This is a genomic window from Agrobacterium larrymoorei (assembly GCF_037722385.1).
Classification (GTDB): Bacteria; Pseudomonadota; Alphaproteobacteria; order Rhizobiales; family Rhizobiaceae; genus Agrobacterium; species Agrobacterium larrymoorei_C.
The window spans coordinates 69471-83645 of record NZ_JBBKAQ010000016.1; the positions used below are offsets into that span (position 1 = coordinate 69471).

Annotated in this window: 9 protein-coding genes and 1 tRNA gene; 8 read left to right on the forward strand and 2 right to left on the reverse strand. The window is 59.1% G+C overall.

Annotated elements, in window-relative coordinates:
• Window positions 1-211: 211 nt before the first annotated feature.
• On the reverse strand, window positions 212-4033 hold the full coding sequence (locus WKI41_RS14595; RefSeq protein WP_340194225.1) for a peptidoglycan-binding protein: 3822 nt from the start codon (window positions 4031-4033) through the stop codon (window positions 212-214).
• Between the two features lie 341 nt (window positions 4034-4374).
• Between WKI41_RS14595 and WKI41_RS14600 the strand changes: the two genes are divergently transcribed.
• The 7 genes from WKI41_RS14600 (at window position 4375) to WKI41_RS14630 (ending at window position 12107) form a co-directional block, all read left to right on the forward strand.
• Entirely contained in the window at window positions 4375-6168 is a 1794-nt protein-coding gene (locus WKI41_RS14600; protein WP_340194226.1) for an acyl-CoA dehydrogenase C-terminal domain-containing protein, read from the forward strand.
• Window positions 6169-6237: 69 nt separating this feature from the next.
• A complete protein-coding gene (locus WKI41_RS14605; protein ID WP_296105704.1) occupies window positions 6238-7446 on the forward strand; it encodes an acetyl-CoA C-acetyltransferase in 1209 nt (402 codons plus the stop codon).
• Window positions 7447-7538: 92 nt separating this feature from the next.
• Window positions 7539-9755 carry an FAD-dependent oxidoreductase gene (locus tag WKI41_RS14610; protein WP_340194227.1) on the forward strand — a complete coding sequence of 739 codons (2217 nt, stop codon included), beginning with the start codon at window positions 7539-7541 and terminating at the stop codon, window positions 9753-9755.
• A 171-nt stretch (window positions 9756-9926) separates the two neighbouring features.
• Window positions 9927-10334, forward strand: coding sequence for a hypothetical protein (locus WKI41_RS14615; protein WP_340194228.1), 408 nt, complete (start codon window positions 9927-9929; stop codon window positions 10332-10334).
• A gap of 234 nt (window positions 10335-10568) precedes the next feature.
• Window positions 10569-10644 (forward strand) — tRNA-Phe (locus WKI41_RS14620).
• Between the two features lie 353 nt (window positions 10645-10997).
• Window positions 10998-11675: a hypothetical protein gene (locus WKI41_RS14625; RefSeq protein WP_340194229.1), complete on the forward strand. Its 678-nt coding sequence runs from the start codon at window positions 10998-11000 to the stop codon at window positions 11673-11675.
• A 6-nt stretch (window positions 11676-11681) separates the two neighbouring features.
• Window positions 11682-12107 (forward strand): hypothetical protein, encoded by a 426-nt coding sequence (locus tag WKI41_RS14630; protein ID WP_340194230.1) that lies wholly within the window; start codon window positions 11682-11684, stop codon window positions 12105-12107.
• A 178-nt stretch (window positions 12108-12285) separates the two neighbouring features.
• On the opposite strand, the gene WKI41_RS14635 is transcribed toward WKI41_RS14630, so the two are convergent.
• Window positions 12286-12759 carry a DUF3597 domain-containing protein gene (locus tag WKI41_RS14635; RefSeq protein ID WP_340194231.1) on the reverse strand — a complete coding sequence of 158 codons (474 nt, stop codon included), beginning with the start codon at window positions 12757-12759 and terminating at the stop codon, window positions 12286-12288.
• A 286-nt stretch (window positions 12760-13045) separates the two neighbouring features.
• Between WKI41_RS14635 and WKI41_RS14640 the strand changes: the two genes are divergently transcribed.
• A complete protein-coding gene (locus WKI41_RS14640; RefSeq protein ID WP_340194232.1) occupies window positions 13046-14155 on the forward strand; it encodes a GGDEF domain-containing protein in 1110 nt (369 codons plus the stop codon).
• Window positions 14156-14175: the final 20 nt, after the last annotated feature.

A 14175-nucleotide genomic window follows, 5' to 3' on the forward strand; every position in this document is an offset into this window, starting at 1 on the left:
ATGGTTCCGGACGTCCCGGCCCGCACGAAGCGTGACCGTCCGCCAATTCAAATCTCTGTCTGAAAGAAGGCGTTAAGACCTTCGTTGGTCATGCCCGGCAGGCCACGACCTGTCAATCATTCAACGGCAAATACGTTGATAATTTGAAAAGAAGGAGGGCCGGAGCGACATTGTCGTCCCGGCCCCTTCGATAGGTCTGTTTTTCGTTCGATTACTTGTTGCGGGCAAGAAGCGCCGTCACCAGTTCGTCGGTAATGCGACCGTCCGGAGTCTGGCCGACGGACTTCTGGAATTCCCGGATGGCGGCAACGGTGGTCTTGCCAAGCTTTCCGTCCGGCGCGCCGGCCTTGAAGCCGTTATTGTTGAGGATGGCCTGAATGTTGCGGATTGCCTTCTGCATGTCGACCGAGGATGTCTTCACGCCGCCGGCATTGGTCCACTCATCCGGAAGGTTCACCGAATTGGTGTCTTCGTTGAGTGGCGTCACTTTCCAGGCATCGACCTTCGCCTTGGCGCTGGCAAGCTGCTCGGGCTTCATCGCCTTGGCGACATCGTCGCGCTTCTGGGCCGCATCCGCATCACCATCGCGGGCGGCGATGGCAAACCACTTGTAGGACTCTTCCAGGCTCTGCTGAACGCCGCTGCCGCGCGCGTAAAGGATGGCGAGGTTGAACTGGCTGTCGCGAACGCCGAGGTCGGACGCCTTGATGAACCAGTCAGCAGCGGCCCTGTAATCCGGCTGGCCTGCGGCGTCGGATGTCAGCAAGACGGCGAGATTGTGCATCGCGCCGGCATTGCCCTGGCTTGCCGCCATTTCATAATAGCGCTTGGCCTCTGGCAGATTGCGTTCAACGCCATTCGCCTTCTCATACATGTTGCCAAGGCGATATTGCGCTGGGGCAAAACCGCGGTCCGCTGCAAGCTTGTACCACTTGGCGGCCTCTGCACGATCTGCCTGAACGCCGATGCCATCGGTGTAGCGCGCAGCAATTTCGAACAGCGCGAGCGCATCCCCTCGGCCCGCGGCCTCTGCCAAAGAGGCAGGGGTGATGCCGGACGGAACCGTGATGATGGCTTCTGCGCTCGGCGCGGCCGGAGTTGGCTCGTCGACCTGCGCATTGCGAATGATCTCTTCGGGCGTCGTCTCGGGCTCAGCCTGTTCGGCAACGGCCGTCGCAGCGCTTGGCCGTGGAACGTTCAGCGATGGTGCTTCTTCCGGCAGTGGCGAGCCGCCAATCGGCCGCGTGTCGATCGCATTGCCCTGCTTGTCGGCATCCGCTTCCATCCGGTCGACCTGCGCTTGCGCGCGCTCGTCTACCTGAACGGAGGAGGGGAGCGTAACGACGCGATCAGGGCCAGAATTCAGGTCGGTGGATGCGAGATCCGCTTGAGGCGCGCTCGTTCCCGTCGTCGCGCCGGTCGTGACCTGCTGCGCAGGCGGCGTCTCGGAGCCGACGAGCGACTTGACCATTGGCATGGCCATCATTGCCAGAAGAATGGCGCCGATGCCGAGGAGAAGCGGGCGACGATAGCGCGCCAGCATGGAGCCGCCGCCTTCTGCACCGCGACCGCTCTTTGCCGAACCGGAAGCTGCCGCTCTTTCAGGCATGGTTTCCAGTGCTGCCGCCTGGGCGGCGCGACGTGCCGCGGCGATGAAATCAGCGCGATTGTCTGTGTCCTTGTCGCCAGCGCGAGCAGCATTCTGGCTGGCCCGCACACGCTCCAGGATCTTCTTCACGTCCGGCGCACCGGAGCCCGGCTCCAGCAGTTCGTTTTCGTCCGAGGAGAGAACGTCGATCGGATCGAGTGCCGGTGCCGGATTGACGTTGGTGCGCGCGGTCGCAGCGACAGTCGTCTCTGTTTCGGCCGGCGCGGCGCCCGACTTGAAGCGACGGCTCAGGCTGGCAAGCAGGCCCGGCTTCTTTTCGACGACGGGTTTTGCCGCCGCCGGAGGCGCAAAGGTGGTGGCGACATCGGTGTCGAAGGAAGACGTGACGGTTGCGCCAGCAAGTGTCGCTAGACCTTCATCCGAGAAGTTGGCGAAGTGCCCGCGGCCCTCGGAGGACGCAAGGTGGTCCTCCTCTGGCTCGGAGGCGTGGCGATCATCCAGCGCGTCCAGACGGCTTGCGATCTGCAGCAGGGTATCGTGCAACGCCTCGAAGGTGCGGTGAGTGCGCTCATCGGTGTTGCGGCTGAGGCCCTCGAGCTTGCGAAGGTCGTTTGCAAGTTCCGCCAGTACAGCCATGTCGGCAGGGCTTGCCGTCTGCGCGAGATTGTTGCGCGCATGCGCTTCCATCACCGCCTCTGCCGCTTGTCGCGCGGCCTCGATAATGTACTCGTCGTTTGACGCCATGTAATCTTCGATCGCGTTCATACGCGCATCGAATTCCGGCGGCATGCCGACAGGCTGCGGCTGGCTCTGCTCGTTCAGCAATGAAGACAGATTAGCGATCTGGCTTTCAAGGCTCGCCAACTGACTTGGATCGGCATCGCGAGAACGGGATGTTTCATCGAGCTTGGCGGCAATCTTGCCGAGACGCTCCTCCAGGCGAAGGAAGGCTGAGTCGTAAGAGGCAGTTTTGCCGGGGACCGGGCGCGTGTCGATATCCTCGATGCGCCGCGCGATCTTGTCCAGACGCTCCGCCAGCTTGTCATTCACCGCGCCATTGCCAAGCAGATCGATTTTCTTGGAAATGTCGGTGAGGAACGAGGTAAGCTCGGGTTCCGCCGGCGCGCGCTTGGATTGCTCCAGGTAGGCGGACAACTGGTCCAGTCGCTCGCCAAGCTGCGATACGTGACGGTCGGAGGCCAGTTCTTCGATACGGTTTGCCAGCGCGTCGAGACGGCCCGTCAGCGCCTCGGACGGCTTGTCCTTCTCGGCGCTCATATCCTTCAACTGATCGAGCTGGCGTGAAAGACCGTTCAGGCGGTTCTCGAGCCGCTCAGCCAGCGCACCATCAGCGGAGTGCTGAGCGCGATTGGACGTCGCGGCAATCGCGCGGCTGATTTCGTCCAGACGATGATCGAGACCGGAGAAATGCTCGTTGAAGAGGTTCTCGTTCGGCTGAATGTGGCGACCAAGCTGCTCGACAAAGCCTGCCATGGTGATGAGCTTGTCTTCCAGCGCGCGGATTGCCGGGCTGTTATTGGCGTTGCCAAGGTCGCTCTTGATGTCGTCGAGGCGATAGGCCAGCGCGACAATCTCTTCCTTGAGCGGCGTCGGGTCGAAACCGCGCAGGGTGTCTTCGACTTCGTCCCAGCGACGCTCCATCTTGTGCACGCTGTCTTGGCGGGCCATCTGCTCGACGAGCGCGCGCAGCTCTTCCACCTCGGAGCGCAGCGCCTGGGCGTCCGGTCCGGACGTGGTGCTCAGACGGTTGATACTCGTAGCAAGACGGGCAACGTCCTCACGAATGTCCTCGGCAAAATCCTGGTTCTCGGCAAATGAACGGATGTTGCGCAGCTCGCTGCGCAAGCCCTGCATCTCGCGGGCGACGCCCTCGGAGAGTTCGCTCTTCAATTCCTGGCGCAGGTTGACGAGTGCCTCGGCGACTTCGCGAAGCGCCGCATCCCCTTGCGAGGCTTGGGCGGGAGCGGTTGGGGCGCGTGACGGACGGCTACGCTCAACACGCGGTGCTTCTATAGGTGCTGCCGGTCGCGTGCGGTGAGCGGGAATGGCGGTGGAGGTGCGGTAATCCTGCTCGTCGTAACGGCGTGGTTCCTGCGGCGCTGTGTTGCGGGCAGAGCGGGGAGCTTCGTAAGCATCGCGGTCCCAACGGTCATCGAGCGCCTGCTGGCGGCGGCGGATTTCATCGAGGGGATCGAATCGACGCGAATCGGGCTCGCGCTGAGCGCGTGATGGTGCGGACACCCGCTCCGGCATGCGTTCGGCAGGTGGCTCGCGACGGCTTCTTTCCATCGGCCCACCCAGCAAGTCTTCAAGGCGTGCTTCCAGACCTTCGATGGTGCGGTTGAGCGCGTCCAGCGACGATCTGTCACTTTGTCCTCGGGAATTCGATCGCAATCCGCTCATCTTCCTGCTCGCTTCGTCTCTGCCGTCTTCTCACCTATCCACCGACTGGAGAGGGGTAGTGTCGTTCGTCGGCACTGGAACTGCATCGTTCCGGCGCGTCCGTCAAAACAGACCATTGCCCATCTATGGTTAATTAAAAGTTAACTTTAATATACTGTTTTAATACTTTCTTCATGATTATGCTTGCGCCAAGCTTAAGCAGGATTTGACAGTTTCGGCGTAAACAAAGGCGCGGCGAAATTTCTCACCAAAGACATTTGACGTTTACGCGCACGTCAAATATTGTGAGGTCATCTTGAGGCCGGATAAGGTCCGGCGAGCGATGCGGAGGAACATCGGTAATGCCTGTTTACAAGGCCCCTGTTAAGGACACGCTTTTCATTCTCAACGACGTTCTGGGTCTGGAGCGCTACAACAACCTGCCCGGCTTCGAAGATGCCACGCCCGACATGATCGAGGCGATTACCGGAGAGGCTGCGAAGCTTGCCGAAGAGCAGCTTTTCCCACTCAATCTCTCCGGCGACCAGCAGGGCTGCAAGCGGGCCGAAGATGGCTCGGTTTCCGTGCCGGATGGTTTCAAGCAGGCCTATGACGCATACTGCGAAGGCGGCTGGAGCGGTTTGGCCGTGCCTGCCGAGTATGGCGGGCAGGGGCTTCCCTACACGCTGCATGCTGCTGTCGGCGAATTCATGTCGTCTGCCAACCTGTCTCTGATGATGTATCCAGGTCTGACGCAGGGCGCGATCGCCGCGATCCTGGTGCACGGCACGGACGAGCAGAAGCAGACCTACCTGCCCAACATGGTGGCTGGCACATGGTCCGGCACCATGAACCTGACCGAGCCACATTGCGGTACCGACCTCGGACTGCTGCGCACCAAGGCCGTGCCGCAGGGTGACGGCACCTACAAGATTTCCGGCCAGAAGATCTTTATCTCTGCCGGTGAACATTCCATGACGGACAATATCGTCCATCTGGTTCTCGCACGTATCGAAGGGGCTCCAGAAGGCACAAAGGGCATCTCGCTCTTCATCGTGCCGAAGTTCATGGTCAACGCCGATGGCTCTCTTGGTGAGCGCAATGGCGCCGTCTGTGGCGCGATCGAACACAAGATGGGCATCCACGGCAACGCCACCTGCGTCATGAATTATGACGACGCAACCGGTTTCCTCATTGGCGCGGAAAACAAGGGCCTTTCGGCCATGTTCGTGATGATGAACGAGGCGCGCCTCGGCGTTGGCCTGCAGGGTCTCTCGATCGGTGAGATCGCCTATCAGAACGCTGCGAACTACGCCCGCGATCGTATCCAGGGTCGTTCGCTCTCCGGTGCCAAGCATCCGGACAAGAAGGCGGACCCGATCATCGTTCATCCGGACATTCGTCGTTCGCTGTTGACGATCCGCGCTTACAACGAAGCCGGTCGTGCCTTTCTTCTTTGGACGGCGCTGCAATCGGACATTGCACATCGCTCGACCAATGAAGCGGAACGCCAGGCGGCGGACGACCTGCTTGGCCTCGTTACCCCAATCGTCAAGGGTGTTCTGACCGACAAGGGCTTCGATCATGCCGTCGCCGCCCAGCAGGTTTATGGCGGCCATGGCTATATCGAAGAATGGGGCATGAGCCAGTATGTGCGCGATGCCCGCATCACCATGATCTACGAGGGTGCCAACGGCATCCAGGCGCTCGATCTCGTCGGTCGCAAGCTTGGTCTCAATGGCGGCCGTGCCGTCATGGCGCTCTTCAAGGAAATCGGCGATTTCTGCGAGGAGAACCGCGCGGACGAAAATCTGGTCGTCTACACCAAGGGCCTGAAGAAGGGCTTGAACGATCTCCAGGCTGCAACCATGTGGTTCATGCAGAATGCCATGGCAAAGCCGGACAACGCTGGTGCCGGCTCCACCGACTACATGCATCTCTTCGGTCTGGTCGTGCTTGGCTACATGCATGCGCGTATGGCAAAGGCAGCCCAGGCTGCGCTGGCATCCGGTTCCTCGGATGAGGAGTTCCTCAAAGCCAAGCTTGTCACCGCCCGTTTCTTCATGGAGCGGCTGATGCCGGAGACGGTTCTGCGCAAGACCCGCATCGAAGCTGGCAGCGACACGATGATGGAGCTGGCTGCCGAAGCATTCTGAAACGGACAAGGAGGCCGCACGCGGCCTCCAATAATTTTCAGGCAGTCAGCTGCCACAGGGAGATGAGACATGACCGATGTTTTTATTTATGACCACGTCCGCACCCCGCGCGGACGCGGCAAGAAGGATGGCAGCCTGCATGAGGTGCCGTCCGTTCGCCTTGCCGCAAAGACGCTTGAAGCGATCCGCGACCGCAACGGGCTCGATACGGCGACTGTCGATGACATCATCATGGGCTGCGTCGATCCGGTGATGGATGCCGGTGCGGTGATCCCGAAGGCGGCAGCGTTCGAGGCAGGCTACTCCACCAAGGCGCCGGGCATGCAGATCTCTCGCTTCTGCGCCTCGGGTCTCGATGCGGTCAACTTCGCCGCCGGCAAGGTTGCCGCTGGCTCTGACGAGATTGTCATTGCAGGTGGCGTGGAAAGCATGTCGCGCGTCGGGATGGGCATGTCGGGCGGTGCCTGGTACATGGACCCGTCGGTCAATTTCCCGGCCTATTTCATGCCGCAGGGCGTGTCTGCCGACCTGATTGCTACCAAATATGGCTTCTCCCGCGACGATGTCGATGCCTACGCCGTGGAAAGCCAGAAGCGTGCCGCGCACGCCTGGGAAAATGGCTACTTCAAGAATTCCGTCGTCCCGGTGAAGGACCAGAACGGTATCACCATTCTTGACCGTGACGAACATATGCGTCCGGGCACCGACATGCAGGCGCTCGCCTCGCTGAATGCCTCCTTCCAGATGCCGGGCGAAATGGGCGGCTTTGAAGCTGTCGGCATCATGGCGCATCCGGAAGTGGAGCGGATCAACTACGTCCACCATGCCGGCAACTCGTCGGGCATCGTCGATGGTGCAGCGGCTGTTCTGGTCGGTTCGAAGGCTGGCGGCGAAAGCATGGGCCTCAAGCCCCGCGCACGCATCCGGCACTTTGCCAATATCGGTTCCGATCCGGCACTGATGCTGACCGGCCCCGTGGATGTGACAGAAAAGCTTCTGAAGAAGACGGGCATGTCGATTGCCGATATCGATCTCTTCGAACTCAATGAAGCCTTTGCTGCCGTGGTTCTTCGCTACATGCAGGCCTTCGACATCAGCCACGACAAGATGAACGTCAATGGCGGAGCCATCGCCATGGGTCATCCGCTGGGCGCCACCGGTGCGATGATCCTCGGCACGGTTCTCGACGAACTGGAGCGCCGCGATCTGAACACCGCGCTAGTCACGCTCTGCATCGGTGCAGGCATGGGCACCGCGACGGTGATCGAGCGGGTTTAACGCCACGCCTCCACGTCATCCTCGAGTCAAGCACTTAGGGATGACGAGGAAAGCGAAGCGGCCATTACGATTCAGGGAAGAGGAATCCCACAATGAGCACTTACACCAATTTCAAAGTCGAAACCGATGCAGACGGCATTGCCCTTGTGACCTGGGACATGCCGGAAAAATCCATGAACGTCTTCACCGCAGAGGTGATGGAAGAGCTGAATGCCATCGTCGATGCGACGGTTGCCGATGTCGCCGTCAAGGGCGTGGTCTTCACCTCCGGCAAGAGCACCTTCTCCGGCGGTGCCGATCTTTCCATGATCAAGTCGATGTTCTCCTTCTACCATGAAGAGAAGGCGAAGAACCCGGATGAGGCAGCCCAAAAGCTGTTCGATCTTGTTGGCAAGATGAACGGCCTGTTCCGCAAGATCGAAACCAACGGCAAGCCATGGGTGTCCGCCATCAACGGTACCTGCATGGGCGGCGCATTCGAACTATCGCTGGCCTGCCATGGTCGCGTTGCTTCGAACGCGAAAAGCGTCAAGATCGCACTGCCTGAAGTCAAGGTCGGCATCTTCCCCGGCGCCGGTGGCACGCAGCGCGTGTCGCGCCTGACGGATGCACAATCGGCATTGCAGATGATGACCACCGGTCAGTCTCTCACCGCTCAGCGCGCCAAGGCCATGAACCTCGTGCATCAAGTGGTGGAACCAGACCAGTTGATCCAAGCTGCCAAGCAGATGATCAAGGACGGCCTGAAGCCGGTTGCCCCGTGGGACGAGAGAGGCTTCAAGGCGCCGGGCGGCGGTATCTGGACGCCGGCTGCCGCGCAGCTCTGGCCAGCCGCACCGGCAATCCTGCGCCGTGAGAGCGCCGGCAACTATCCGGCGGCCCTTGCCATCCTGAAATGTGTCTATGAAGGTCTTCAACTGCCTTTCGACACCGCATTGAAGGTCGAGCAGCGTTACTTCACCGAGATTCTTCGCTCGAAGGAAGCGTTCGGAATGATCCGCTCGCTGTTCATTTCCATGCAGGAACTGGGCAAGGGCGCGCGTCGCCCTGCCGGTCAGCCGAAGAGCGATCTGAAACATGTCGGCGTTGTCGGGGCTGGCTTCATGGGTGCGTCCATCGCCTATGTGACGGCTGTTGCCGGTCTGGATGTAACGCTGATCGACCGCGACGAAGAGGCGGCAGCCAAGGGCAAAACGACCTGCGAGGGTCTGGTCAAGGGCTCAGTCGATAAGGGCCGGATGACGCCGGAGGAGGGCGCTGCCATTCTCGCGCGCATCACGCCGACGTCCGACTACAACGCGCTGAAGACCGCAAACCTCGTCATCGAGGCTGTGTTTGAAGACCGCGACGTGAAGAAGGCTGTCATCGAACAGGTGGACGCGGTTCTGCCGGAAGGCGCGATCTTTGCATCCAACACCTCGACGCTGCCGATCACCGGCCTTGCAAAGAACTCCAAGCGCCCGGCGGATTTCATTGGCATCCACTTCTTCTCGCCCGTTGAGAAGATGATGCTGACCGAAGTCATCCTCGGCAAGGAAACTGGCGACAAGGCTCTCGCCGTCGCGCTCGATTACGTCGCCAAGATCAAGAAGACCCCAATTGTCGTCAACGACACGCGCGGCTTCTTCGTCAATCGCTGCGTCCTGCGCTACATGGCGGAGAGCTATGAAATGCTGATCGAGGGCGTGCCGCCAGCAATGATCGAAAACGCCGCTAAATTTGCCGGTATGCCGGTCGGCCCGCTGGCGTTGAACGATGAGGTGGCGATTGATCTTTCCTACAAGATCCTGAAGGCCACCGCCGCCGACCTCGGCGACAAGGCCGTCGATCCGCGCCACATGGAACTGGTCAAGAAGCTGGTGGAAGATGAAGGCCGTTTCGGCCGCAAGAATGCCAAGGGCTTCTACGACTACCCGCCAAAGCCCGCCAAGAAGTCCCTTTGGCCTGGCCTGAAGGACCTTTACGCGCAGAAGAAGCCAGAAGACGTCGATATGGACGTGCTGAAGCAGCGCTTCCTGGTCACCGTCGCGCTGGAAGCGGCTCGCACAGTGGAAGAGGGCATCGTCACCGATCCGCGTGAGGCCGATGTCGGCTCTATCCTCGGCTTCGGTTTTGCACCCTACACCGGCGGCGCTCTGTCCTACATCGACGGCATGGGTGTGGCAAACTTCGTGGCGCTGGCAGAAAAGCTGGAGGCCGAGTACGGCTGGCGCTTTGCCCCCACCCCGCTCTTGAAGGATCTGGCCGCCAAGGGCGAGACTTTCTACGGTCGCTTCGATCCGTATGCCAAGGCTGCCAAGGCGGCTTGAGCGAGACAGTACGACAGTAAAAAGGCGGCCATCCGGTCGCCTTTTTCTTTTGTGCTCGCGCGGGGCGCTTCCTTAAGGCACCACTGCATCCTTTTGACGCCTCCAGCGTTTGGAGAGGGAGTTTTCCCGAGCCTGATCGGGAGCCCAAGGATTTTCCAAAAGGAGATGTGAATGAGAGCGCCCGCACGATCCCATGGTTTTGACAAGCCGGCTGACCTGGAGGACGAACTGGCCCAGTTGGACGAAGAGCGGGCAGACGAAACGCTGCAAGCCGTCGAGCGACGCCCACCCCCGCCAAAACCTGGCAGGAAGCCTGCAGAAGAAGCGTCGCTGCGCGCTCAGATCTCCGAACTGCGCCGCGATCTCGACGAGGTCCGCCGCGAGGTCGAAAAATTGAGTGCATCGAGAAATTCACACTCGCGCTCGAATTCGAATGACACGCCGAACTGGCTACCTGTCGTCCGCTCCGTTGCCATCACCTCTCTGGCGAGCCGGATTTTCGCATCGTCGCCGATGATCGCGCTGATGGTAGCGGCGGTCCCCTTCGCCCTTGGCCTCACCGCGGGATCGAAACAGTAAGGCTTCGGAAAGCGCACAGCGCCGATTTTGAGCAAGAAGGCGAGGAGCACCGCGTTCCTCGCCTTCTTCGTTTGGACGCTCTTCAAAACTTCAAAATGGGTCGAAGAAAAACTGTCAAAAAAGTTGGATTGAGCGCTTGCCATGGCCGAACAAGCTGCTATAACCCCGCTCACTTCCGGGGCGGAACACTCCCCGGCGCTTTCAAAAAGCAAAGGTTCTTCAAGAGCCTGTAGTGCCCGGATAGCTCAGTTGGTAGAGCAGCGGATTGAAAATCCGCGTGTCGGTGGTTCAAATCCGCCTCCGGGCACCATTATTTTTAAAACGAAATCAAGCTCCTGAAACTCAAATCCTCTCATGTCTCGCCGACATCGTTTCGGATAATTCCGAAGCCTTTTCTCTCAGTCTCCGCGCTCTCCAAATGGAAACAGAAACGGGTTTTTCGATTACAAAAAATGAGCGAAGATTGGGGGGCGGCCCCGCATCAGAGGGTAATACCCACACGGTCACCGAGCCGGGTTGGGGAGAGGATCAAGTTCGGTCATAATCCAAGAGCCGCTGATCCCCGCAATGCCACCCCTGGATAATTAAATTTTATTTGCTACGAGGTCGATGTTGACACATCAATAGCGTGCTGAGACTAACGACCTCGAACGAGGAACTGTGATGAGTGGATTGATTGGTGTCGGGCTATACACGCCAGCAGAAGCCGGGAGGCTTTTGCACGTTGCTCCGTCGAAGATTTCTAGATGGCTCAACGGTCATTCGATCAGGGGGCGCCAGTACCCCGCGCTTTGGGAGCCGGCGGTCAAGATAGATGGCACCTCTACGACCCTCGCTTTCCGTGACCTTATGGAAATCCGTGTAGCTGACGCCTTTCTCCGAGCTGGCGTCTCGGCAATTCAGGTCAGGGCTGCGATAGTTTATGCGAGAGAGGTATTGGGAGCAGACTACCCTTTATCGACTGAGCGCTTCAAGACTGATGGTCGAAACATCCTGCTGCGGGTATTCGAAAAGGATGCTGATGGCGTAGAGCGCGAGCGTCTTCTCAACTTGTTTCGCAGGCAGTATGAGTTCAAGGAGGTCATAGAGCCTATTCTCAGGACTGTCGATTTTGATGAGGATGGGTCTCCGCGCCTTTGGTACCCAGCCGGCAGGCGCGCAAATATATTGGTTGACCCCCTCCGCGCGTTCGGTCAGCCGATAGACGGCGTAACCAGCGTACCCACTGCCATCCTCGCAACCTCCGCCGGAAATTTTGGTATCGAAGAAACTGCGATCGCCTACGATGTCCCAGAGGGGTCGGTGCGCCGCGCTGTCGAATTCGAACAGTCCTTGAATTGATGGTGGATGCGGTTGAAAGTTCTTTTCGATAACTGCACATCCCCCATATACGCCTCAACACTGAACGGCTTCATCAGCCACTATGGCCACTCCGCCGTGCACATTAGCAACCTTGAAGGGCTCCCTAACGGCCGCCACTCAACCGATTTAGAATGGATTGAGTACTTGCGATCTTCCGGCTTAGTGTGGAGCTTCATAACTGGAGATGGCCGTGTTCTAAAAAATGCAGCCGAACGAGCTGCACTTAGATCTGCGGGCCTTCATGGTTTCGTTCTAGCGCCAGCCTATCAGAAGACTGCCTATAACCACGTCGCGTCTAACCTGCTGTGGCACTGGCCTGAAATGCAGCGTTTAACTGAGATTCTGAGCGCTCCTTCGATGCATGAGGTGCCCATGCAACGAAGCTCAAAGCTGCGGTCACTCCCCCTTTAGGTGCCGTACCATCCCGGGCCTCGCCTAGACAGAGGCAACAAAAAAGGCCGGGGCGAATTCGCACCGACCTCTTGTCGCTTGTTATCTGCCGCCAGTACATCCGTGGTCAACATGCAAGCCGTGGCGCCGCCACGCCACTCGGACGGATAATGCGTAGCGGCGTGTTAGGTTCCAAAAATTAATCGAGTAATTCTGCGGGTACCTTGCCACCATTTTCTGACAGTTTTTTAAGCAGCGCCTTATGCAGCCAGTTGTTCATTTCGGGCGAGCCATTGGGCTCGCCGGTATAGCCGAGCTCCTGCGCCAGTTCCTTGCGCTCTGCAAGGCTCGCATCCATGCCGAGCGCCTTCATCAGATCGACGATCGAATGCTTCCAGTCCAGGCGCTGTCCACTGCGCTTCACCGCCGCGTCGAGCTGTGAGGCGACATCGACGTGTTGAGCAGAGGCGGAGGTTGGGGCGGAAGGGACGGGTGCGGAGCTACCGGACGTGGAAGGGACGGCCTGGCCCGTTCCGCCAACGGGCGGTGCGGTGGTGGCTGCGGGTTCAGGAATGGATGAAGGGGCTGGTGTCGGTTCCGTGGCGGATGGGGATGTCTGCTCGGCATGTGCTGAACCGAAGATCGCGTCTTTGATTTTACCGAAGATGCTCATGATGTTTCCTCCTTGGACTGCTTGTGGATGTCGGTCCAACGGATCGAAGGTGGATCGCGTTCCGATTGGATGCGAAAAAGCCAGCCCTACTCAAGGTAGCTATCATCATTGAAAGCGTCATCTGCCGTGAAACTGGAGAGAGTACATCCAGTATATTGGGCCGATTTTCACAGACGATCTGAATAAAAATTGGACATCTCGGCGTTTCAGCATGTGTAACAATGACGGAATTAAGGGCTTTTCAATTGATCTTGCGCATCATTCTTTTCTACACGTGGAGGGATTGATGCAGCGGTTGTCGTTGAGCGCAGTTTTAAATTTTGCGCCATTACGCTGGATTGCATCTATTGACCCAACATCACCGCATGAGGTGCGCAAGCGTCTTGGGGATATGTTCTTCAGCTCGACCAGGCCGTTCTTTCTTGGCGCGGTCAACTCCACGGCGGTTCTAAGCGTTGCCTTTTACAGGATCGGTGATCCTGTATTCCTGGCTCTTATATCCCTGGAGGTGATGCTTCTTGCCGCGAGACTGGCGGCCATTCGAACGGCGGAGTTGAGCAAGGCTCCCTTTTTCATAATCGGGCTGACCTGGGCACTGACGCAGGCTTTCACGATCTCACTCGTTGTTCTGTCGCGCGATATTCCGATGACGATCATCGTGTTGGCTTCCAGTCTGGCGGCGATCGGCAGCATCATCGGACGCAACTTCGCTGCGCCGCGTTATGCCATGGCGCAAGTGCTCCTGATCGACCTCAGCTTTAAAGCAAGCTTTAGCTTCCTCTATCCGGAGTTTCTCCCGCTCATCCTCTGTCAAACCGTGCTGTTCTTTCTGATGAACCTCGCCATGATCGAACAGCAGCGTAGCGTGACAGTGCGGGCGATTACTGCGGAGATCGAAAGCCGTACCCAATCCTTTCGCGACCCCCTGACGGGACTTCTCAATCGCCGCGGCATGGAGCGCGCATTCGAGAGCCTCACGGTCGATGGTGCCCGGCCATCGCTGCTCTTTCTCGACCTCGATAATTTCAAGCAGGTGAACGATGTGCATGGTCACCGCGCGGGCGATCTGCTGCTCGAGGAAGTCGGGCGACGACTGACATCGACAATTGGCCCGGACGCGGCCGCCTGTCGTCTTGGAGGAGACGAATTTCTCATCCTCTCCAAGGAAAGAAGCGTCAAGGGCATCCAGGATCTTGGCACCCGCCTGATCTGGTCGATTTCGGCCCCCTATGACATCGATGCGATGGGATCGGCTCACGTCGGCGCCAGCATCGGCGCGGCACCAGGTGGCAACGATGCCGATCTGACAGAGATGATGGTGCTGGCGGATAAAGCCCTCTACGGGGCGAAGGGGAATGGCAAAGGCCAGTGCGTGCTGGCGAAGGGAGCTTCTTGAATGTCCTGTGAGGGTCTGCG

Bases quoted from the DNA above. Each gene is read 5' to 3' on its own strand.
- WKI41_RS14595 (WP_340194225.1), bottom strand. From the start codon at position 4,033: ATGAGCGGATTGCGATCGAATTCCCGAGGACAAAGTGACAGATCGTCG.
- WKI41_RS14600 (WP_340194226.1), top strand. From the start codon at position 4,375: ATGCCTGTTTACAAGGCCCCTGTTAAGGACACGCTTTTCATTCTCAAC.
- WKI41_RS14605 (WP_296105704.1), top strand. From the start codon at position 6,238: ATGACCGATGTTTTTATTTATGACCACGTCCGCACCCCGCGCGGACGC.
- WKI41_RS14610 (WP_340194227.1), top strand. From the start codon at position 7,539: ATGAGCACTTACACCAATTTCAAAGTCGAAACCGATGCAGACGGCATT.
- WKI41_RS14615 (WP_340194228.1), top strand. From the start codon at position 9,927: ATGAGAGCGCCCGCACGATCCCATGGTTTTGACAAGCCGGCTGACCTG.
- WKI41_RS14625 (WP_340194229.1), top strand. From the start codon at position 10,998: ATGAGTGGATTGATTGGTGTCGGGCTATACACGCCAGCAGAAGCCGGG.
- WKI41_RS14630 (WP_340194230.1), top strand. From the start codon at position 11,682: ATGCGGTTGAAAGTTCTTTTCGATAACTGCACATCCCCCATATACGCC.
- WKI41_RS14635 (WP_340194231.1), bottom strand. From the start codon at position 12,759: ATGAGCATCTTCGGTAAAATCAAAGACGCGATCTTCGGTTCAGCACAT.
- WKI41_RS14640 (WP_340194232.1), top strand. From the start codon at position 13,046: ATGCAGCGGTTGTCGTTGAGCGCAGTTTTAAATTTTGCGCCATTACGC.